At 58.3% G+C, this 21,827-nt stretch carries 20 protein-coding genes; 17 read left to right on the forward strand and 3 right to left on the reverse strand.

The window, feature by feature from the left end:
- The first annotated feature begins 20 nt into the window (after positions 1-20).
- From AC097W_RS00360 to AC097W_RS00420, 13 genes are read left to right on the forward strand one after another with little or no spacing between them, the layout of a single operon-like run.
- Positions 21-2,462, forward strand: coding sequence for a hypothetical protein (locus AC097W_RS00360; protein WP_479600265.1), 2,442 nt, complete (start codon positions 21-23; stop codon positions 2,460-2,462).
- Positions 2,437-3,096 (forward strand): cytochrome c biogenesis heme-transporting ATPase CcmA, encoded by a 660-nt coding sequence (gene ccmA / locus AC097W_RS00365; RefSeq protein ID WP_479600266.1) that lies wholly within the window; start codon positions 2,437-2,439, stop codon positions 3,094-3,096. The genes AC097W_RS00360 and ccmA overlap by 26 nt, the downstream gene beginning before the upstream one ends.
- A 14-nt stretch (positions 3,097-3,110) precedes the next feature.
- Entirely contained in the window at positions 3,111-3,761 is a 651-nt protein-coding gene (gene ccmB / locus AC097W_RS00370) for a heme exporter protein CcmB (protein WP_479600267.1), read from the forward strand.
- Complete coding sequence (ccmC, locus tag AC097W_RS00375; protein WP_479600268.1) at positions 3,758-4,516, forward strand: heme ABC transporter permease CcmC; 759 nt, start codon at positions 3,758-3,760, stop codon at positions 4,514-4,516. The genes ccmB and ccmC overlap by 4 nt, the downstream gene beginning before the upstream one ends.
- Positions 4,513-4,683, forward strand: coding sequence for a heme exporter protein CcmD (gene ccmD / locus AC097W_RS00380; RefSeq protein ID WP_479600269.1), 171 nt, complete (start codon positions 4,513-4,515; stop codon positions 4,681-4,683). Before ccmC ends, ccmD begins: the two co-directional genes overlap by 4 nt.
- Positions 4,684-5,142, forward strand: coding sequence for a cytochrome c maturation protein CcmE (gene ccmE, locus AC097W_RS00385; protein ID WP_479600270.1), 459 nt, complete (start codon positions 4,684-4,686; stop codon positions 5,140-5,142).
- Positions 5,142-7,127, forward strand: a complete 1,986-nt coding sequence (locus AC097W_RS00390; RefSeq protein WP_479600271.1) for a heme lyase CcmF/NrfE family subunit — start codon at positions 5,142-5,144, stop codon at positions 7,125-7,127. Before ccmE ends, AC097W_RS00390 begins: the two co-directional genes overlap by 1 nt.
- A complete protein-coding gene (locus AC097W_RS00395) occupies positions 7,127-7,657 on the forward strand; it encodes a DsbE family thiol:disulfide interchange protein (RefSeq protein ID WP_479600272.1) in 531 nt (176 codons plus the stop codon). The genes AC097W_RS00390 and AC097W_RS00395 overlap by 1 nt, the downstream gene beginning before the upstream one ends.
- Complete coding sequence (locus tag AC097W_RS00400; protein ID WP_479600273.1) at positions 7,650-8,084, forward strand: cytochrome c-type biogenesis protein; 435 nt, start codon at positions 7,650-7,652, stop codon at positions 8,082-8,084. Before AC097W_RS00395 ends, AC097W_RS00400 begins: the two co-directional genes overlap by 8 nt.
- Positions 8,081-9,229, forward strand: a complete 1,149-nt coding sequence (ccmI, locus tag AC097W_RS00405; RefSeq protein WP_479600274.1) for a c-type cytochrome biogenesis protein CcmI — start codon at positions 8,081-8,083, stop codon at positions 9,227-9,229. Before AC097W_RS00400 ends, ccmI begins: the two co-directional genes overlap by 4 nt.
- 41 nt (positions 9,230-9,270) lie before the next feature.
- A complete protein-coding gene (locus AC097W_RS00410; RefSeq protein ID WP_479600275.1) occupies positions 9,271-10,560 on the forward strand; it encodes an NAD(P)-binding domain-containing protein in 1,290 nt (429 codons plus the stop codon).
- Between the two features lie 37 nt (positions 10,561-10,597).
- Complete coding sequence (locus AC097W_RS00415; RefSeq protein ID WP_479600276.1) at positions 10,598-11,110, forward strand: TlpA family protein disulfide reductase; 513 nt, start codon at positions 10,598-10,600, stop codon at positions 11,108-11,110.
- 32 nt (positions 11,111-11,142) lie between these two features.
- Positions 11,143-11,739 carry a BON domain-containing protein gene (locus AC097W_RS00420; RefSeq protein ID WP_479600277.1) on the forward strand — a complete coding sequence of 199 codons (597 nt, stop codon included), beginning with the start codon at positions 11,143-11,145 and terminating at the stop codon, positions 11,737-11,739.
- A 444-nt stretch (positions 11,740-12,183) separates the two neighbouring features.
- Here AC097W_RS00420 and AC097W_RS00425 read toward each other — a convergent pair whose 3' ends face one another.
- From AC097W_RS00425 to AC097W_RS00435, 3 genes are all read right to left on the reverse strand, one after another.
- On the reverse strand, positions 12,184-13,845 hold the full coding sequence (locus AC097W_RS00425) for a SulP family inorganic anion transporter (RefSeq protein ID WP_479600278.1): 1,662 nt from the start codon (positions 13,843-13,845) through the stop codon (positions 12,184-12,186).
- 9 nt (positions 13,846-13,854) lie between these two features.
- On the reverse strand, positions 13,855-15,990 hold the full coding sequence (gene metG / locus AC097W_RS00430) for a methionine--tRNA ligase (RefSeq protein ID WP_479600279.1): 2,136 nt from the start codon (positions 15,988-15,990) through the stop codon (positions 13,855-13,857).
- A 66-nt stretch (positions 15,991-16,056) separates the two neighbouring features.
- A complete protein-coding gene (locus AC097W_RS00435; RefSeq protein WP_479600280.1) occupies positions 16,057-17,340 on the reverse strand; it encodes a patatin-like phospholipase family protein in 1,284 nt (427 codons plus the stop codon).
- Between the two features lie 158 nt (positions 17,341-17,498).
- Here AC097W_RS00435 and apbC point away from each other — a divergent pair, with 158 nt between their 5' ends.
- From apbC to AC097W_RS00455, 4 genes are read left to right on the forward strand one after another with little or no spacing between them, the layout of a single operon-like run.
- The gene (apbC, locus tag AC097W_RS00440) at positions 17,499-18,590 is read left to right on the forward strand and encodes an iron-sulfur cluster carrier protein ApbC (RefSeq protein ID WP_479600281.1); all 1,092 of its coding nucleotides are present in this window, start codon (positions 17,499-17,501) and stop codon (positions 18,588-18,590) included.
- Between the two features lie 29 nt (positions 18,591-18,619).
- Positions 18,620-19,195 (forward strand): DUF3305 domain-containing protein, encoded by a 576-nt coding sequence (locus tag AC097W_RS00445; RefSeq protein ID WP_479600282.1) that lies wholly within the window; start codon positions 18,620-18,622, stop codon positions 19,193-19,195.
- Positions 19,158-19,775: a DUF3306 domain-containing protein gene (locus tag AC097W_RS00450; protein WP_479600283.1), complete on the forward strand. Its 618-nt coding sequence runs from the start codon at positions 19,158-19,160 to the stop codon at positions 19,773-19,775. Before AC097W_RS00445 ends, AC097W_RS00450 begins: the two co-directional genes overlap by 38 nt.
- Positions 19,702-21,813, forward strand: coding sequence for a 4Fe-4S binding protein (locus tag AC097W_RS00455; RefSeq protein WP_479600284.1), 2,112 nt, complete (start codon positions 19,702-19,704; stop codon positions 21,811-21,813). The genes AC097W_RS00450 and AC097W_RS00455 overlap by 74 nt, the downstream gene beginning before the upstream one ends.
- Positions 21,814-21,827: the final 14 nt, after the last annotated feature.

The raw sequence follows: 21,827 nt of genomic DNA on the forward strand, positions 1-21,827 counted from the left end.
TTTGAGTGAAAACCTTTTCTATGAAATCAAAAAGTATTCTTTGGCCCATGGCGATCTGTGCGCAACTTTGCGTTGCGTCCATGGCCCAAGCCCAGTTGATCGATAACGTTGAGGTCAGGCGTGAAGGCGCCAATGCCTTGATACAAATCCGTTTTATCTCGTCGGTTCAATTTCAGCGATCCGTCGCTGCAAAGTCGGGCGATCTGGTTCAGATTTTCTACAATATCCAGCCAAACGATCAAGCGGTGCTGACGGTCTCAGGCGAGCGGCGCGTGGCTGGAGGCCGAGGCCTGCCAGAAATCACGATCACTGACGAAGCGATTTCCCGTGACGACTTGTACAAGCGCAAATTGCTGGTTCGTTTCAGTGACGCCACGCGCTTCAAGGTGCGTGCCGGACGGACCAAGGAAAGCCTGGAAATTGTGCTGGAAGGATTGGGCTCCTCGGTGAGCGCGGCGCAACCGGTGAAGAACGCACTGGATGAGAGCAAGCGCTTTGCCATCATTCTGCAAAGTTCAGTTGATCCAGGTGATCAACTCAAAGGGTCGATACCCTCTGCCCTGCAGGACAGCGAAGTCTTCACTTCCCGGCGGGTCGCTGACGGCAAATCCCTTTACGACATCAATCTGGGTTACTTTGCTACTTTGGAAGAAGCTGAAAAGGCGCAAAGAATTCTGCTCAAACGGTTTCCCGGCGCGTCCGTAGTGCCGTTGCGTCAGGAACCGGTCCCCCAGCCGTCTCCGTCGGTTGTGACGGCTGCCGACCCGGGACAACCCGCCACATCGATTGCTTCGGCGCCCGAAGTTCAGGCAAGTGCTGCCAGGCTGATGGCATCTGCAGAAGCGGCCATTGATCGCGGTGACTATCAGGACGCCATCACCGCACTGGACACGCTGCTTAACTTGCCGCCCAACGCGTTGTCGCGCAAGGCGCAGGAGCAAATTGGATTGACCCGATTGAAAGCCGGAGACAACCAGCGAGCGCGCGGTGAGTTCGAAACCTTCCTGCAGCTTTACCCCGCAGGCGCTGATAGTGACCAGATTCGCCAGTATTTGGTAAACATTCCTGCTGTGACCTCCACCAGCAAAGTACGTACAGCGGCGGAGCCCACGTCAACCACCAGTGGTTCGGTCTCGGTTTTTTATTACGGTGGCCAGTCACAGACGCGCTCCCAGGATTTTGTAGATTCTCCCGTTGGGGGCTTGCCGGTGCTGCAGTCGGAAAGCAATTTGTCTGCCGTTGATCAGAAACAGGTCCAGACCAATGTAGACCTTAACTGGCGGTACCGCGATGCCGAAAAAGACATGCGGTTTGTGGTGCGGGACACGTACAGTGCAGACCTCCTGCCCAACCGTCCCAGCAAAAACCGCTTGTCTGCACTGTATTTTGATCAGCGGTCCTTTACCAATGGAACCAGTTTCAAGGTAGGTCGCCAGTCACCAACGGGCGGAGGAGTACTCTACCGTTTTGATGGCGCGCAGGTGGGTTACACCTTTGCACCCAAATGGAAAGTCAACGCGGTCTACGGCGTGCCAACCGATGCGCTGCTGGACACCCGCCGGAATTTTTATGGAGCGTGGGTTGATGCAGACGCGTTGACGCAGCACATGAGTGGTAGCGCCTACGTCAATCAGCAAACGATTGACGGCGAAATTGACCGCAGTGCGGTGGGCACCGAGTTGCGTTACTTCAATGAGGGCATCGCGTTGTCTGGCCAACTGGACTACGATCAGGTGCTTCAGGGCCTGAATATTGCCACCGTTCAAGGCTCGTGGCAGTTTCCCGACACGACGGTGTTCAACTTCCTTCTGGATCGACGGGCAACGCCCGTGCGCTCACTTGGTAACATTCTGTTTTTTCAGGATCCACTGGCGCCAGCTCCAGCCAAAACGATTCAGGAGTTGCTGGCCACCACGCCGATTGATCTGCTGCGCGATCGCGTGAATGGCATCACGTCTTTTCAGACGCAGGGCATGGTGGGCTTCACAACACCAATCGCCGCCAATTGGCAGGCTGGCGCCAACATCAACTACACAAACGTGGATGCCATTGCGCCTGTGGCGGTGATTTTGCCGACCGGACAAGCCAGCACGGGCGATCTCTGGAGTGTCGGATTGCAACTGATTGGTTCAAATTTGTATTCGGCGCGAGATACCCATGTCTTCAACGCGAGTTTTCTGACGGGACCCACGTATAACGGAACTCTTTTGTCCTATAACAACCTGACGGGTATCAACGAAGAATGGCAGGTGGAGCCTTCCTTGCGCTACTACACTCAAACGGACAATCTGGGTAACAAAATGAACCGATGGACACCGGGTATACGCATGACCTACCGTATCCTCAAGCAGGTGTCTCTCGAGACCGAATTGTCCGTTGAAATTGCCGATACCAAAGGCCCGACCCGCAACGAGGCATCAGAGCGGATGTTTTACTATGTCGGTGGGCGTTTTGATTTTTGATGCGGATGCCGCGGCCTTGTTAAAGGTTGAGCAACTCGGCTATCGCCGCGGAGACGAATGGCTGTTTCGGAACTTGAGTTTTGAAATCCGGCCCGGCCAGATGCTGTGGTTGCGGGGTCAAAATGGCCGCGGGAAAACAAGCCTGTTGCGGCTGTTGGTCGAACTGGCGCGCCCGGATGAGGGCACCGTTTCATGGGCACACGGACTCGCTGAAGAACCCCGCCGACGGCTGTATTTGGGTCATTCCAACGCGTTGAAGGAAGACCTTACGGCCTTGGAATCACTGCAATTCCTGGCCCAACTAGCCGGTTGTAACCGTTCAACAGAACAGCTTGTTGCTGCGATGCGTCGGCTTGCAATCCACCAGCGCCGGCATCAGCCGGTTCGTACCCTGTCGCAGGGACAGCGCAGGCGGGTGGCCCTGTCCCGTCTGGCTTTGGAGGATGCGCCTTCGCTGTGGGTGTTGGATGAACCATTTGAATCGCTGGACTCTCAAGGTATGGCAAGCGTCCATGCATTGATGCACGAGCATCTGGCTCGTAAGGGAAGCTTAATTTTGACAAGTCATATTCCCATCCATCTGGACGACGCAAACGTTGCGGTGCTGGATCTGGATAAAGTGGGCATGCAATGAACCACCATGGCTTCATGGCAATAGTGAGACGCGATCTGCAACTGGCGCGGCGTCGGCCGACCGAGGCGCTGTTGCCCATCGCTTTTTTTGTGGTTGCCTGTAGTCTGTTTCCCCTAGGGGTGGGGCCTGAACCGACGACCCTGCGACAAATCGCACCAGGAATCGTTTGGGTGTGCGCATTGTTGTCAGCCATGTTGTCCCTCAATGGCATGTATGCCGGTGATTACGCAGATGGTTCGCTGGAACAAATGCTTCTGTGCGAGCCCTTGCCGGTTGCGGTTGCTGCGGCCAAAGTGGTCGCACACTGGGTGATGACCGGGGTGCCCCTCATTCTGGTGGTGCCGGTGTTTGGGCTGCTGTTTGGCATGCAGGTGTCATCCATTGGTGTGCTGATGCTGGGACTGTTGCTGGGAACACCCACTCTCAGTCTGATGGGTGGCGTGGGTGCGGCGCTTACTCTGGGTCTTCGCAATGGTGCGGTACTCATTCTGTTGCTGGTTCTGCCCTTGTGCATTCCTGTGCTGATTTTTGGTGCGGGCGCGGTATCGGCTGTGGACGTAGGTTTGGACCCGCACGGACATCTTTATTTACTGGGAGCGCTATTGCTTTTGACCGCGCTGGGCGCTCCGTTCGCTACTGCCGCGGCTTTGCGTATTTCTGCATGAAGACATCCATCCGATTTTTTACCTTTGCAGCCCCTTCGCGGTTCTATGTGTTGGCCGGTTGGTGTATTCCGTGGCTCTATGGATTGGCGGCAGTGTTGGCCATTGTCGGCTTGTATACGGGGTTTTTCGTGGCCCCTGTGGACGCAACCCAGGGCAATGCGTATCGCATCATCTTCATCCATGTTCCTGCCGCCTGGATGTCCATGGTGTTGTACCTTGTTATGGCGGGCTGGGCCGTGGTGGGGTGGGCCTTCAACGCGCGATTGGCGTCGATGGTCGCGCGTGCACTGGCGCCGACTGGCGCGATGTTCACTTTTGTGGCGCTGTGGACGGGTGCATTCTGGGGGAAGCCCACATGGGGTGCCTGGTGGGTGTGGGATGCCCGCCTGACGTCGGAACTCATTCTGCTATTTTTGTATCTCGGTTACATGGCACTTCTCGAGTCAATCGATGATGTTCGCCGGGCCGACCATGCGGGTGCGCTGCTGGCGCTTATTGGGGCCATCAATGTACCCATCATTTACTTTTCGGTGCGCTGGTGGAACACCCTGCACCAGGGTGCCACCATCAGCATGACTGCTGCGCCCAAGATGGCCAGCACGATGCTCACATCCATGCTGCTGATGACCCTTGCTTTCTGGGCCTATGCCTTCGCCGTCGTCTTCAGCAGAACGCGTGCCATTGTTCTGGAACGCGAAGAAAAGGCAACCTGGGTTCAGGCTTTGGCACAAACCAACCGGGCGATAAAGAAATGAACTGGAACAATGCGAGTGAGTTTTTTTCGATGGGCGGATACGGGCTCTATGTGTGGGGGTCCTACGGTGTTACTGCAATGTTGATGATGCTGGAGCCTCTGATGGTTACGCGGAGAAATCGCCAGGCCCTGCGCCAGGTCAATCAAATCACCCAAGAGGACAACTGAATGAAACCGCGTCACAAACGCATCGCAATAGCCGCAGGCGTGTTGGCCGTACTGGGTGCGGTCGCTGCATTGGTCCTGAGTGCTTTTCAGAGCAATCTGGTCTTTTTCTACACCCCATCACAAATCGCTTCGAATGAGGCTCCCAACGCCCGCACTTTCCGTTTGGGTGGATTGGTGGTTGCCGGTAGCGTGAAGCGCGAAGGGACCATGGTTCATTTTGTGGTGACCGATACCGCGAAGTCCGTTCCCGTGCAATTTGAGGGCATCCTGCCGGACCTGTTCAAGGAAGGCAAGGGTGTCGTTGCGCAAGGGCAGTTGCGCAACGGCCAGTTCGAGGCCAAAGAGGTTCTGGCCAAGCACGATGAAAACTACATGCCTCCAGAGGCGGTTGAAGCGCTCAAACAGGCCGCCAAGGCCAACGAAAAAACTGCAGCATCCATCGTGATGGAGAAAAAATAATGATTCCTGAAATTGGCCACTTTTCCCTGTGGCTTGCCCTTGGCGTAGCGGTGGTTCTTGGCATCGTGCCAATGGTTGGTGCCGCGCGGGGCAATGACAGCTGGATGGCGATCGCACGTCCATTTACTGTCTTGCTCTTCAGTCTTGTTGTATTGGCTTTTGGCTGTCTCGTCCTGTCGTTCATTCGCCACGACTTCTCCGTGCTGTACGTAGCATCCAACTCCAATACGGCGCTGCCGTTGCAGTACCGCATTGCCGGAGTCTGGGGCGGCCATGAAGGCTCCCTCCTGCTATGGGTCCTGATGCTGTGTGTCTGGATGGTGGCGGTGGCCCGGTTCAGCGCCCATTTGCCGCAACCCGTGCTTGCGCGCATCCTGTCCGTCATGGGTTTGATTGCGGTAGGCTTTCTTCTGTTCATGCTGGTGACGTCGAACCCGTTTGATCGGCTGTTTCCCGTACCTGCGGACGGACGCGACCTGAACCCTCTATTGCAGGATATGGGCATGGTTACGCACCCCCCACTGCTGTATATGGGCTATGTGGGGTTCTCGGTGGCTTTTGCGTTCGCCATCGCGGCGCTGATTGGTGGCAACCTCGACGCCAACTGGGCGCGGTGGACGCGCCCCTGGACCACTGTCGCATGGATGTTTCTCACCATCGGCATCGCATTGGGCAGTTCATGGGCCTACTATGAACTGGGCTGGGGAGGTTGGTGGTTTTGGGACCCTGTTGAGAATGCGTCGTTCATGCCCTGGCTGGTCGGCACCGCCCTGATCCATTCTCTTGCTGTCACAGAGAAGCGCGGCAGTTTCAAATCGTGGACGGTCTTGCTCGCTATTCTGGCCTTTTCGCTTTCATTGTTGGGCACCTTCATTGTCCGGTCAGGGGTCCTTTCGTCCGTCCACGCCTTTGCCACCGATCCCAAACGGGGCTTGTTCATCCTTGTGTTCCTGACGCTGGTGATCGGCGCTTCGCTGGCTTTGTACGCCTGGCGCGCACCCAGTGTGGGTTTGGGCGCACGGTTTGCCGTTTTTTCGAAGGAGTCTTTGCTGCTGGGAAACAATGTGCTCCTCATGGTTGCGGCATCCGCTGTATTGTTGGGAACCCTGTATCCGCTGCTGCTGGATGCCTTGGGTATGGGCAAGATCTCTGTGGGCCCTCCCTACTTTGATACGGTCTTCATGCCGCTGATGGCTCCCCTGATTTTTCTGATGGGCGTCGGGCCTCTGGCCCGCTGGAAGGCAGCAGAAATTCCCCCGTTGGTAAGGCGCTTGCGCTGGGCCATGGGAGTTGCCATCCTGGCCTCGCTGCTGACGGGCTGGATTGCTGGAGAGGTCCGGCTGGTTGCTACGTTCGGATTGGTCATGGCCTACTGGATCGTCGCCTCGTTGGTGGTTGATCTCTGGGAACGCATTCAACCCAACGGCAAGTCCTGGCTGGAAGCGGCTCGCAAACTTCGCCAGCTCCCCCGTGCCACCGTGGGCATGATGCTGGCGCATCTGGGTGTGGCGGTTTTCTGCTTTGGCGTTGTGATGGTCAAGGCCTATGAGGTTGAGCGCGACGTTCAAATGAACATCGGCGACACCACTACCGTCAAAGGCTATACCTTCAACTTTCGGGGAACACGCGAAATCACCGGCCCGAACTACAGCGCTGTTCAGGGTCTGATTGAAGTGACCCACAACGGCAAGAAGCTGACTGACATGCGCCCGGAGAAGCGCGTCTACCGTGTGCAGCAAAACCCCATGACCGAAGCGGCCATCGCGGTGGGCTTGACGCGGGATCTGTATGTTTCCCTGGGGGAGCCAACGGAGTCAGGAGCCTGGATTGTGCGGGTGTATGTCAAGCCCTTCGTTGACTGGGTTTGGGGTGGCTGCATGCTGATGGCTCTGGGCGGGCTGGTGGCCGTGTCCGACCGCCGGTATCGCAATAAGCAACGTCGTGAGGCACTTTTGGCGGACTCGAACGCCGTGGGAGCCGCTTGATGAAATACCTGCGATTTTTAATACCACTGGGCATCTTTCTGGGCTTGGTGGTTTTTATGGCGGTAGGGCTCAAGCTGGATCCCAAAGAGGTGCCTTCGCCCTTAATAGGAAAGCCGTCACCAGGCTTTTCGCTCACCCGCCTGGACAACCCTGAGCAGATCATTCGGCGGGATGACCTTCTGGGCAAAGTCTGGATGCTCAACGTGTGGGCGTCATGGTGTGTTGCCTGCCGGGAAGAGCACCCTCTCCTGGTGGCATTCGCCCGGGAGAAACTGCTCCCTATCTATGGCCTGAATTACAAGGATGAGCGCGCGGCTGGCCGGCGGTGGCTCTCCAATTTTGGCAACCCATACGACGCATCCCTGTTCGACAACGATGGCCGCGTGGGAATTGATTTTGGCGTGTATGGCGTGCCTGAAACGTTCATCATGGATCAGCAGGGTATCGTGCGTTTCAAGCATATTGGTGCGCTCACTCCTGAAGTGATAAAAACCCGTATCGAACCCTTGGTGAGGCAACTCAATGGCTAGACTCCTCGTGATTCTTTGGCTGGTGATAGGTGTGAGTAGCGTGTTTGCCAAAGAGGCTGCACCGGCGGTAGATGACCCTGTTCTCGAAGCACGCATGGTCAGTATCACTTCCGAGTTGCGTTGCCTCGTTTGCCAGAATCAGACGATTGCCGATTCGCACGCGGAGCTTGCCGTCGACCTGCGCAGACAGGTTCGGGAGATGCTGCAGCGCGGTGACAGTAACCAGCAAATTATTGATTACATGACTGCTCGCTACGGTGACTTTGTGTTGTACCGGCCACCACTCAAGGGCAGCACCGCATTGTTATGGTACGGCCCAGGATTGCTTTTGATTGGCGGGGTGGTCACACTTTTTCTGGTGCTGCGCCGTCGCAGCCGAATGCCACCCGACCGTTTTGATCCTGATGAACCCGAGAAGCCACAATGAACGACACCATCGCAAATATCAAGCGCCAGTTGCTGCAACTTCAGGAGTTGCATGCAAGCGGAGCATTGCCTGCGGCCTCGTATGAAGAAAGCAAGGCCTTGCTGGAGCGACGTCTTGTCGATCTGGTCCTGAATGGCAAGGTTGCTGCGCCGGCGTCCTCCCGCCGTCTGGTGGCAGTGCTCGCAGCGGTGGTGGTGGTGATCGCCGGCGCAGGCTATTGGTGGACGGGTTCTCCGACCCAATTGGGTTCCACATCCAACGTGGCGACGGGGGATGAAAGCGGCACTACTGCAGACAATGCGCCGCATGGCACCAACTCGGACCAGGTTGCCGCCATGGTCGAGAAGCTGTCCGCACGTCTGAAAGACATGCCACAAGACGCGGAAGGCTGGGCCATGTTGGCGCGCTCCTACAGTGTGCTGGGGCGGCATCCAGAAGCGTTGTTGGCCTACGAAAAAGCGATCGCCTTGCGCAAGGACGATGCGAATCTTCTTGCGGACTACGCCGACTCGCTGGCGGTCAAGAACGATCGTAATCTGGCGGGCGAACCCCTGAAGTGGATTGAACGGGCAGTCAAACTGGAACCGCACAACGTGAAGGCGCTGTCGCTTGCAGGGTCGGAAGCGTTTGAACGCAAGGACTACAAAAAAGCCGTGCAGTTCTGGCAGCAGGTGGTTGACTTTGGGCCAGCAGACAACCCGATGGTGCAGCAGGTGGCATCCAGCCTGACGCAGGCGCGTGAATTGGCGGGTCTTCCTGCCGTTGAAAAGAAGGCTGAAACAGCCAGTCCGAAGGTCGCAGCAACCGTCAGTGGCACGGTCACCATCGCCTCCACACTCAGAAGCCAGGCCAATCCCGACGATACGGTTTTCGTCTTTGCGCGTGCTGCTGAGGGATCACGCATGCCGCTGGCCATCTTGCGAAAGCAGGTGCGCGACTTGCCGATTCAGTTCACGCTGGATGACAGCATGTCCATGTCGCCAGCAGCCAGCCTGGCAACTGCCAAGAAGATCATCGTGGGTGCACGCATCAGCAAGAGCGGCAACGCGCAACCCCAAGCGGGTGATATTTCGGGGCAAACAGGTCCAGTGAGTGTGGGGGCAACCGGCCTCACACTGGAATTGAGTGAGCTCATCAAGCCCTGACGTGTCAGCGTCAGAGCGTATTTGAAGCGCTGTCACCGAACATGAACTACCTCTATCTTTACGCCGCAGCCATTCTGGTTGTGATGACGCTCTACATTCGGCGTCAACGCCGGGTCCACAAAACACACGCCAGCGAACTGCAGCACGCGATACAGAATGGGCTGGCTGAGCCCGCATCATTGCATCCGGTGATCGACCCCAGTCGCTGCATGGGGTCAGGCTCTTGCGCCAAGGCGTGCCCGGAAGAAGCGCTGGGTGTGGTCAATGGCAAGGCGGTTCTCAAAAACGCTGCGGCCTGCATTGGACATGGCGCCTGCATCGCCGCCTGTCCGGTCGAAGCGATCAAGCTGGTATTCGGGACCGAGAAGCGGGGTGTCGACATACCCAACATTACCCCCGAGTTCGAAACCAACGTACCGGGAATTTTCATCGCCGGTGAACTCGGTGGTATGGGTCTAATCCGCAAGGCCGCGGAGCAGGGTCGGCAGGCGATTGAGTCGATCCGCAAAAAGAGCAGTGGCAAGGCAGACTACGACGTTTTTATCGTCGGGTGCGGGCCCGCCGGTCTCTCCGCAGGGCTGTCCGCCATCCACCACAAGCTGAGATACAAGCTGATCGAACAGGAAGACTCCTTGGGTGGTGCGGTGTACCACTATCCCAGACAAAAAATTGCCATGACGTCGCCTATTGAACTCGATTTGATCGGCAAAGTCATGTTCAACGAAGTGCAAAAAGAAAAGCTCCTGGAATTCTGGCTCAACGTCGTGAAGAAAACGGCACTGAAAATTTCGTTTCGTGAGCGGATGGAATCTATTGAAAAGATAGACGGTCGCTTCGAAGTCCGTACCAATCGTGCAACCTACAGCGCCAGAACGGTCCTGCTCGCCATGGGGCGTCGGGGCACACCGCGCAAGCTGGAGGTTCCGGGGGAGGAGTCCCCCAAGGTGGCTTACCGACTGGTGGATCCGGCTCAGTACCAGGATCAATCCATTCTGGTGGTTGGCGGTGGAGACAGCGCGCTGGAGGCTGCCATTGCGCTGTCCGAGGAAAAATCGACTGACGTCATATTGTCTTACCGTAGCGCAGCTTTCTCCCGGGTTAAACAAAAAAACAGAATGCTGCTGGAGCAGCAGCAAAAGGCCGGACGCATCCGCGTTCTACTCAATTCGTCGGTCAACTCCATTCAGGAAAACCATGTCGAGATTGAGCATGATGGTGTCGTGCAACGGTACAAAAACGATGCCGTGCTGGTGTGCGCGGGTGGCTTGCTCCCAACGCCTTTGTTGCAGAAAATCGGCATCCAGTTTGACACCAAATTCGGGGTCGCCTAGTGGCTGTGCAAGCCCTGCCGGACTATCGGAAAGCCGGATGAAAAAATCGGCACTGGCATTCGTTCTGGCGATCGCAAGTGTGTTGCAGGGCGCATCTGCTGGAACTCCGGGGGAGGTTGCAGTGGGCAATGTCCTTCGCGAAGCGCAGATGAAGGGGCTCATAGGACCTGCCCGGAAGCTGTCGGCGTATCGCGGAAAGCCACTCGTAATCAATGTTTGGGCAAGCTGGTGTGGCCCCTGCCGGGAAGAAATGGGTTCACTGGAGCGCCTCAATCGCCGTTTTGGGGGGCAGCAGTTCAATGTGATTGGCATATCCACCGATGACTATGAGGACCGCGCCACCACGTTCATTCAGAAAACCAACATCACCTTCAGCAACTTTCTGGACAGCAAGTTGACTATGGAAAACATGCTCGGGGCAGACCACCTTCCTCTGACCCTTTTGGTTGACGCGCAAGGCCGGGTGCTGGGAAAATTTTACGGATCCAAACAATGGGATGGCCCCGAGGCATTGACCCTGATTTCCAGAACATTCCGGATCAAATTGTGAGGCAGGCTCTAGTCAGAGCATGTGCGGTTGGCATGGCGCTTGTGATCGCGCTGGGCACGGGCGGGTGTACCACGATCGTATTTGAGGCAGCTAAAAAGGCAAGAGAGGACCGCGTTACCGATCACCAGTTCACGGACACCAGGATAGGAGCCGGCATCCTTTCGGGATTGGCGGACAAACACAGAAATCTCTTTTTCGATGTGAATGCAGATGTGTGGGAAACACGGGTCTTGCTAACCGGGACGGTTGCAGACGCCAGGGCCCGCCGTGACGTCGTCCAGATGGTGCATGCAGACAAGCGCGTACTGAAAGTTCACGATGAAATACAGGTCGTTTCACATGAAGAGCAGGCTCGTCGCAGCGACGCAACCAAGAAGAAAAACGGCACTCCAAAAGAGGGCATAGACCGCGTGGTCAGTGATGTCTGGATTGAAACCAGAATCTCGGCCCAACTGATCTCCACATCTGATATCACTTCGGTCAACTACCGCTGGCGCTCGGTGCGTAGCGTGGTGTATCTCATCGGGCGCGCCCAGAGTCGCGGTGAACTCAAGGCCGTATTGGAGATCGTTCGTGCGACGGAGGGCGTGTCGCAAATCAGGTCATTTGTGGAGGTCAAGCCGGTGTAGTCGCATGACCAGCAGGCCGCTGGGTCTTGACTGCCCGCCAAGGGCTCACCACTTTTGGGTCGGCGTGTGCCGCACAAGCTGCCTGGCAAGGTGTTTTTTGACGTCTTTTGAAAACGCAAAAACTGAAATATTCTCTTCTGCTGCCAAATTTTTGATCCCCCGGGGCAGGGGTTCGCAATCCGTGTCGGGTATTTTCTGCCATGTCTTTTCTGCCAAAGCACGGCACATGTCGTAGCGACGCTTTTGTCTTTGTATTGTGGTCTCAACCAATGGGGGCTGGTACGCACCTGGGCCCGCTGGCGCACGCTCCGAAATCAACCCAACGATGCTTTCCAAACACATGCGAACCACCGTCTATTGAAGTCAGGTTTTGGGATGCCTTGGACACCCCGGACCCGCACAATAGAGTGATTTTATTAAGCGTCTCTTACGCTCGGAAACCCGTCAGGCGGCGGCAGCGGCCATGCCGGTTGCCAGATCGGGGTACAGATGCCTGGTGCCGATCTCGTCCACAAAGCCGCAGCGTGTCGCGATGTCCAGCGGCTGGTGGCTGAGTCCGCATACCAGCAGTTGCACGCCGTTTTTGCTGCAGGCGCGGGCCAGATCGTTCAGGGTGTCTGCTCCGGAGGAATCAATATAAATAACGTTTTTCAGGTCCAGAAGCAATGTCTGCATTGGCAATTGCTCCCGCAGATCTTCAATGAGCTTGACCGCACCAAAGAACAAAGCGCCATAGAGCCGAAAGCCCGCAACGTGCTGCGCTTGGGCGTTTACGGTCGGGTAAGCAGAAAAATCGACGGGTTCGCATCGCGACAGGCTCGAAATACGATAAATGAAGGTGATGCACGCGGCGACCAGACCCACTTCCACCGCCACCGTCAAATCAAAAACGACAGTCAGGAAAAACACCGCCAGCAGTGTGACCCGGTACGGCATGCGGTACTGGCGTAAATTCCAGAACTCCCGCCATTCGCCCATATTCCAGGCCACAAACATCAGAATAGCCGCCATGGCTGCCAGCGGTATGTCCTGCGCCAGCGGGGCTGCCAGCACTACCACCAGAAGCAGGGTCAGCGCATGCACGATGCCGGCCACCGGACTGCTGGCGCCGCTTTTGACGTTGGTTACCGTGCGCGCAATGGTGCCGGTTGCCGGCATTCCGCCAAAAAAGGGCGTGATGAAGTTGGCTATGCCTTGCGCCATCAGTTCCTGGTTGGGGTTGTGACGGTCGTCAATCATGCCGTCGGCCACACGGGCGCACAACAGCGACTCAATCGCGCCCAGCAAGGCCAGCGTCATCGCCGGTATGAACAGAAACCGCGCAGACTCCCATGAAAAATCAGGCCACACCAGAGCCGGAAGGGCAGACGGGATACCGCCAAAGCGGCTGCCAATGGTTTCCACGGGCAGTTTCAAAAGGGATACCACCATGGTGGCCACCACCAGCGCCACCACGGACCCGGGCACCACCGCAAGGCGTGCCGCCCATGAATGGGTTCTACCGAGCCGGGGCATGGCGACCTGCCACAGAATAATCATGCCCAGACACACCAGTGCCAGCAATGCGGCCAGAGCATTCAGAGTCGGCAATGCCTGGTTCAGCGTGCTCAGAATGCCAAAAAAGTTGGCAGGCATGGCAGGCACGCTCAGGCCCAGAAAGTCTTTGACCTGCGACAGCGCAATCAGCACGGCAATGCCGTTGGTAAAGCCAATGACGACCGCCACTGGTATGAAGCGGATCAGGTTCCCCGTTTTGAAAAACCCCATGGCGAAGAGAATCACACCCGACATGGCGGTGGCAAGGATCAGGTTGGCCAGCCCATAGCGCTCCACGATGCCATACACAATGACAATGAAAGCACCTGCCGGGCCACCAATCTGGACCCGGCTGCCACCCAGTAACGAGATCAGCAGGCCCGCAATGATGGCGGTGAACAGGCCCGCCTCGGGTTTGAGCCCACTGGCAATGGCAAATGCCATGGCCAGTGGCAGTGCAACCACTCCCACTGTCAGTCCGGCCCCTACGTCGCCGAGCAGCCGCTGGCGGTTGTAGCCCTGCAGGGCACTCAGCAGTTTGGGACGAAACTCAAATGCAGGCAGGCGCACGTGGGTCGCTCAGTGCACCCGCATTCCAGGCAAAGCCCCCGGCCAGGGGTTGAGGATGTAAATGCCGGGGTTGGCCTTCTCATCTGCATGGCTGGCGGCCAGTACCATGCCGTCGCTCATGCCAAACTTCATCTTGCGCGGCGCCAGATTGGCCACCATGACGGTGAGCTGGCCTATCAGCTCTTCTGGCTGGTAGGCACTGGCGATACCGCTGAAGACGTTGCGCGTGGTGGGTTCTCCCGCATCGTTGGTCTCGCCCACGTCCAGGGTCAGGCGCAGCAGTTTGGTGGAGCCAGAGACCGCTTCGCAGTTCACGATTTTGGCAATGCGCAGGTCGATTTTTGCGAAGTCGTCAATGTTGATGGTGGGCGCCAGCACCTCACCGCCGGGTGCACCATGGGTCTTGGTGTCGGTGGCTGATGCTACTGTTTTTATAGCTGCTTGCGCAGATTCCACGGGGGCTACAGCCTCAAACAATGCTTCAAGTTGCTTGATGTCGACCCGCTGCATCAGGTGTTTGTATTCACCAATGCGGTGACCCACTGGCAGCGCTGTGCTGGCAGCGGAAAATGCCAGTGGCCCGCTTTGCAGAAACTCTTCCACGTTCGCGGCCAACAGCGGCAGCACGGGCTTGAGGTAGATGGTGAGCAGCCGGAAGGCTTCAATGCAGACGGTGCACACGTCGTGCAAGCGGGCGTCCATGCCTTCTTTCTTGGCCAGTTCCCACGGCTTGTTGGCATCTACGTAGGCATTCACGCGGTCCGCCATCAGCATGGTTTCGCGCAGGGCTTTGGCGTATTCACGGGCCTCGTACATCTGGGCAATGGCGTCCTGACCTTCGCGCAAGGTGTCGAGCAAACCCGCGCCGTCGGGTGAAATGACACCCAGCTGGCCACCAAAGCGCTTGCTGATGAACCCTGCCGCACGCGACGCAATGTTGATGTATTTGCCCACCAGGTCGCTGTTGACCCGTGCCATGAAGTCTTCGGGGCTGAATTCGATGTCTTCGTTGCGGGGTGTGAGCTTGGTCGCCAGGTAGTAGCGCAACCACTCGGGGTTCATGCCCAGGCTGAGGTACTTGAGCGGGTCCAGGCCCGTGCCACGGCTCTTGCTCATCTTCTCGGCGTTGATGGTCAGAAAGCCATGGACAAAAATGGCGTTAGGCGTTTTGCGACCGCTGAAATGCAACATGGCCGGCCAGAACAGGGTGTGGAAGGTGATGATGTCCTTCCCAATGAAATGGTACTGCTCGGTAGCAGGATCGGCCATGAAGGCCTGGTAATCGGCCGCGCCTTGCTCTGCATTGCCGGCCAGCTTGGCAAAGCGATTTTGTAGCGAGGCGAGGTAGCCAATGGGTGCGTCCAGCCACACGTAAAAATATTTGCCCGGTGCATCGGGAATTTCAATGCCGAAGTAGGGCGCATCGCGGCTGATGTCCCAGTCGCCCAGCTCGCGTACGCCTTCGGCGTTGGGCGCCAGCCATTCCTTGATCTTGTTGTAAACCTCGCTTTGCAGGTGGCCGTATTCGCCTGTCCAGCTTTCCAGAAACTCCACACAGCGCGGGTCGGAGAGCTGGAAAAAGTAGTGCTCGGAATTCTTGAGCACGGGCGTGGCACCACTCAGTGCCGAGTAGGGGTTGATCAGCTCGGTGGGGGCGTAGACAGCACCGCACGATTCGCAGTTGTCGCCGTACTGGTCCATGGTGCCGCACTTGGGGCACTGGCCCTTGATGAAACGGTCGGGCAGGAACATGTTCTTTTCGGGGTCAAAGAACTGCTCGATCACCTTGGTCTTGATCAGTCCGGCCTTTCTCAGGTCGCGGTAAATGTCTTGTGCCAGCTGGTGGTTTTCTGGTCCATCAGTGGAGTGCCAGTTGTCAAAACTGATGTGAAAACCGTCCAGATAGGGTTTGCGCCCGGCCGCAATGTCGGCCACAAACTGCTGGGGTGTCTTGCCCACTTTTTGGGCAGCGATCATGATGGGCGCGCCATGGGCATCGTCGGCGCAAACAAAGTGCACCACGTTGCCGTGCATGCGCTGGAAACGCACCCAGATATCGGCCTGGATGTACTCCATGATGTGGCCAATATGGAAATTTCCATTGGCGTAGGGCAGGGCGGTGGTGACGAAGAGTTGACGTGGCATCGGGAATCGGCTTTCTAGAGACTGCCGCGATTTTAGTCTTGGGGCCAGGGCGTCCCAAACAGTCGGCTACCGCAGGCGCAGGGGGTCCCGGCGGCGCTCGATGCGCGGCGGCGCAGGCAGTGTGCTGATGGCGGCCGCGGCTTCCGGGTCCGTCCAGCCGAAAAAGGTGCACACCTCCGCCCGTTGGCGCTGAGCGTCGGCGTAGCCCAATGCCATCAATTCACTGGTGTAACCCGTCTCAAACAGCAGGTAGCTGGCCAGCGTGGCACCCTTGACATCCGCCTTGCGGGACGACACCCCCACGCCTCCCAGCATGGTGCGTACCGCATGCGGAAGGTCCCCCACGTGGCGCGATGCAATGGCGTCAATGCGCTGGCTCGGGGCAATCACCAGCAGCTCAATCGGCCGCAGGGCGCTGGCTTTGCGGGATTCTTCGGGTACCAGCTTGATGGTCTGGTTGATGCGGCGCACACGCTCCACGTCCACCGCCAGTGAATCCAGAAAAATGCTTGACAGGGCGTGTCCCGCAATCTGGGCCAGACTGGGGTAGGCGCTGGTCGTGTGCAAATGGGCTTCGTTCTTGGGTTCATGCATGCGCCCGGCGCCCACGACCAGAATGCGTTCAGCTCCCAGGTGGATGGCTGCCGCCACCGGCGCCGACTGGCGCATCGAGCCATCACCAAAATATTCACCTTCGCCATTGATGTGCAACTCCGTGGCGGGAAAAACAAAAGGAATGGCACTGGACGCCAATAGGTGGGCATGGGTAATTCTGTCGCGCACCGCCAGCCGCTGGCTGCGCACCCAGGGCATCAGCCGCTTGTCGCCCTCGAAAAACGTGATGTGGTCGCCGGAGCTGTAGCTGGATGCCGTGACCGCCAGCGCTTGCACATGGCCCGTGCGAATCAGCTCGGGCAAGCGGTCCAGTGGCACCAGCCGGGTGAGCAACTCGCCCAGCGGGGCGTTGTCCAGCAAGGAACGTGGCTTGATCCGGCGCCACTTGGCCAGCAGCCAGCCCAGTGACAGCAAGGTCATCCAGGTGGCACCCGAGCGCAGCATGCTCAAGCTGTCGGCCCGGTACACCTGCTCCGCATGGAAGTTCTTCCAGGTTTTGGCAATCAGCCGGACGGTGGCATCAAAGTGGTCAGCACCGCACGCCAACGCCGACGCATTGATGGCCCCGGCCGACGTACCGGTAATGATGGGAAACGGGTTGGGGGCGTCTGCCGCGCCGCAGGCCAGCCGAATGTCGGCAATAGCCTCCAGCACGCCCACCTGGTAGGCCGCACGCGCGCCACCTCCGGTCAATAGCAGGCCGATGGAGGGATGCTGGGATGCGACACTGGGCATGGACTTATTATGGAACGCCTCCGACGATCCGCGATGCCAATCGGCACCTATTCGAGCGGGGTTAACCCGCATCAGCCGTCGTCATTTGCGGTAATCCCGGTGCGGGCAAAGGGTCCGTCGGTGTTCGATAGACTAGGACGCTATTTTGGAGAAATTAAATGACAGTGACAGCCCAAGCGGTCAGCGATGCGCTCAAGAGCGTGATTGATCCCAACACCGGCAAGGATTTCCTATCCGGTAAAGCGCTCAAGAACTTGGTCGTTTTGGATGGCGATGTGACATTTGACGTCGAACTCGGCTACCCGGCCAAGAGCCAGATTCCGGGATTTCGCAAGGCGCTGATCGCCGCGGCAAAGGCTGTTGCCGGTGTGTCCAACGTGTCCGTCAATGTCACCACCAACATCGTTGCCCATTCGGTGCAGCGTGGCGTGCAACTTCTGCCCCGAGTCAAGAATATTGTCGCAGTGGCGTCCGGCAAGGGCGGCGTGGGCAAGAGCACCACGGCGGTCAATCTGGCATTGGCGCTGGCGGCGGAGGGCGCCAGCGTGGGATTGCTGGATGCGGACATATACGGCCCCAGCCTGCCCATGATGATGGGCATTGAGGGACGCCCGGAGTCGGACGACGGAAAGACCATGGAGCCCATGGAGAACTACGGTGTGCAGGTCATGTCGATCGGCTTCCTCGTGGCCCAGGACGAAGCCATGATCTGGCGCGGTCCCATGGCCACCCAGGCGCTGGAGCAGCTGCTGCGCCAGACCAACTGGAAAGACCTCGACTACCTGATCGTCGACATGCCCCCGGGCACGGGCGACATCCAGCTCACGCTGAGCCAGCGCGTCCCCATGACCGGTGCGGTGATCGTGACCACGCCACAGGACATTGCCCTGCTGGATGCCAAGAAGGGCATCAAGATGTTCGAAAAAGTGGGAGTACCTATTCTGGGGGTGGTTGAAAACATGGCCGTTCACGTCTGTAGCCAATGCGGCCACGTGGAGCACATTTTTGGCGCAGATGGCGGCAAAAAAATGGCCGCGGAGTACAACATGGACTACCTGGGTGCCTTGCCGCTGAACATGCAGATTCGTCTGCAGGCCGACAGCGGCAAACCCACGGTGGTGGCAGATCCCGATGGCGAGGTAGCGGGTATTTACAAGGCGGTCGCCCGTCAGGTCGCCGTATCGATTGCGGCGCGCAACAAGGACTTTTCGTCCAAGTTTCCCTCCATCACCATCAGCAAAACCACCTGACAGTCTTTGGCCATTCCTGTCCGTCCATTATGAGTTTCCAACGCCCGTCTGTTGAAATGGCTGTGATCATGCGCAAGGAGCGCATAGAGGGCGCCATGAGTCGATGGCAGGAGTGGCGCTGGGTACTCGACGACGTGGTACCCCATGAAGCCGGGTTTGGTTCGGAGCCACGCTTGCTCTATAAAAATGATAGCGTGGAGCGCTGGCTGCATGCGGGCTACAGCGTGGAATTGTTTGAAGATGACGCCGAAGGCTATCAACTCAACGCCAGTACGCCGAACCCATGCTGGTTTGTGTTGTGGCGCATGGAAGACGAGGCATCCGTGGCCGGGGAGCCGCTGGCCAGGCCGGTGGTTGTCAGCCTGAGCTACCATGATGCCAGTCGCTGGCTGGACGCCCAGGAAACGGTGGAGCAGCTGCCTGCCCCGCAAGCCGTGGTGGCCTGGCTGCGGTCTTTTATCGATGCGTTCTACCAGCCGGAGGTGAAGCGTCACAAACGCCCGGAAAGCTTCAAGTCGCTGACCGACCGATTTGGCAACCCGGTGTCCATCACCACAGAGAAAAAGAATGGCACTGGTGGCGGTGGAGGGCGGCACCATGGCTGAGGGTTTTCTGGGTCGCTGGGCGCAGCGCAAAGCGGATGCGCGCGACGGAAAGCCCCTGACGGAGCCAGTGCAAAGTTTGCCTGCAGAACAAGCCCTTGTTGCTGAGGCACCGAATGCGGTGGTGCCCGAAGATATCCCCAAGCAACCGACGCTGGAAGACGCACAGGCTCTGGGACTCGATTCGGACTTCAAGCCCTTCATCGCACGCAGCGTGGACCCTGCAGTACGCAACACCGCCATGAAGAAGTTGTTTACCGATCCGCACTTCAATGTGATGGACCGCCTGGACATCTATATAGACGACTACTCCAAGCCTGATCCACTGCCCTTGTCCATGCTACGGCAAATGGCCAGTGCGAAGTTTCTCAACCTGTTTGAGGACGAGGAAAGCGCCCCTGAGACGCAGGTTGTGCCAGCCCCGATACATCCATCCGCCGATACGTGCGATGCGAACCCGGCCACCGGGCCTGAAACGCCGACGCCCCCCCGGATAACGAGTGAAGACCATGCCAACACTGATTTGCGACTGCAACAAGACCATGCCGCTGGACCCCAACGCGTTGGGCCTGGCACTGAATGAGAAGCTGACACTGCACAGCACCCTGTGCCGCCGTGAGGCCGGCGCGTTCCAGCAGGCGCTGGCATCCGGAGATGACGTGGTGGTGGCCTGCACCCAGGAGAGCCGTCTTTTCCAGGAAATTGCATCACAGACTGCGGGTGCTGTTGGCGTGCCGATCCGCTTTGTCAACATCCGTGAGACCGGGGGATGGAGCAAGGATGCGGCGCACGCCAGCCCCAAAATGGCCGCGTTGCTGGCAGCGGCCCATCTGCCTGAGCCCGAACCGGTACCGACCGTTACCTACAAGAGCACCGGGCGGTTGCTGATCATTGGCGACCTGGATGCTGCCGAACGCCACGCCGAGCTGCTGGCCGATACGCTGGATGTCACCTTGTTCAGCCTGGGCGCTGGAACTGATGGGGGCTTGCAGGAGCGACGCTACCCCGTGCTGACCGGCCAGATCCAAAGCCTGGTGGGCTGGCTGGGCGCGTTTGACCTTCAATGGGTGCGTAACAACCCGATTGACCTGGATCTGTGTACCCGTTGCAATGCGTGTCTGGCGGTCTGCCCCGAGGGGGCGATCGGGTTTGACTACCAAATCAATGATGATCTGTGCAAGTCCCATCGGGAGTGCGTCAAGGCGTGTGGCGTTGCCGGGGCAATAGATTTCAACCGCAAGCCGGAAGCAATGCGCGAGACCTTTGATCTGGTGCTGGATCTGCGTGCCACGTCCGCGTTTACGCAGCATGCCTTGCCGCAAGGCTACTTCAGGCTCGAGCCAGCCCAGACGGCAAACATGCTGGACACGAGTCGTACGCATATGGCGCTGCGCTCGCTGGTCGGCGAGTTCGAAAAGCCCAAGTTCTTTGTGTACAAGCAAAAGCTGTGCGCCCACAGCCGCAATGAAAAAGTGGGCTGCAATGCCTGCATTGACGTGTGCTCCGCTTCCGCGATCAGCAGCGAGCGCGATCGCCAGCAAATCAAGGTCAATCCCAACCTGTGTGTCGGTTGTGGGGCTTGCACCACGGTGTGCCCCAGCGGCGCTCTGACCTTTGCTTACCCGCGCGCCAATGAGCAGGGCGCAAAAATCAAAACCCTGCTGACTTCCTACACACGGGCTGGCGGCAAAGACGCGGCCCTTTTGCTGCACAGCCAGGAGGCAGGTACGCGACTGCTGGGAGATCTGGGCCGTGCGGCCCGTGTTGACCCCGCCACCCGTGGTGTGCCCGCCCGGGTGTTGCCGGTCGGCCTGTGGCATACCGCCTCGACCGGTCTGGACTTGTGGCTGGCGGCGGTGGCCCACGGTGCCTCGCAGGTTTGGGTGTTGATGACGGGCGAGGAAGCGCCGCAATACCGGGAGGCGGTCAGGACGCAGATGGATGTCGCGCAGACCCTGTTGACGGGACTGGGCTACCAGGGCGAGCATTTCCGGATTCTTCACGCACGGGACGCCCGTGATCTCGCGGGGCTTGATGCGGAGTTGCAGGCAGTTCCAGCCCAGGGCGTAGCGCAGGCCGGTGGTTTTTCCGTGCAGGCCGACAAGCGCGCGACGCTGGAACTGGCCCTGGACCACCTGATCGCCCAAGCGAGTCTGCAGCCCGCGGTCATTGCGTTGCCCGCCAACGGCTCGCCCCTGGGGGCCTTGGCCATCAACAAGGACGCCTGCACACTGTGCCTGAGTTGCGTCAATGCCTGCCCGGCGGGCGCCCTGCAAGACAACCCGGAGCGGCCCCAGCTCAAGTTCATCGAGAAGAATTGTGTGCAGTGCGGCCTGTGTGTCAAAACGTGCCCAGAGAAGGCGCTCGCGTTACTGCCGCAATTGACGCTTGCGCCGCAGCGCAAGGAAGCGGTGGTCATCAATGAAATGCAGCCTTACGCCTGCATACGCTGCGGCAAGCCCTTTGGTACGCTCAAGGCCATTGAATCCATGCTGGGCAAACTGGCGGGCCACTCCATGTTTCAGGGGGCCGCTGCAGACCGCCTGAAAATGTGCGGCGACTGCCGGGTGATTGACATCCATTCGTCCAGCACCGAAATAAAAATTACCGATATCCGCTAAACAGGATTCATGCC

The organism is Rhodoferax sp. GT1R46, assembly GCF_056521285.1.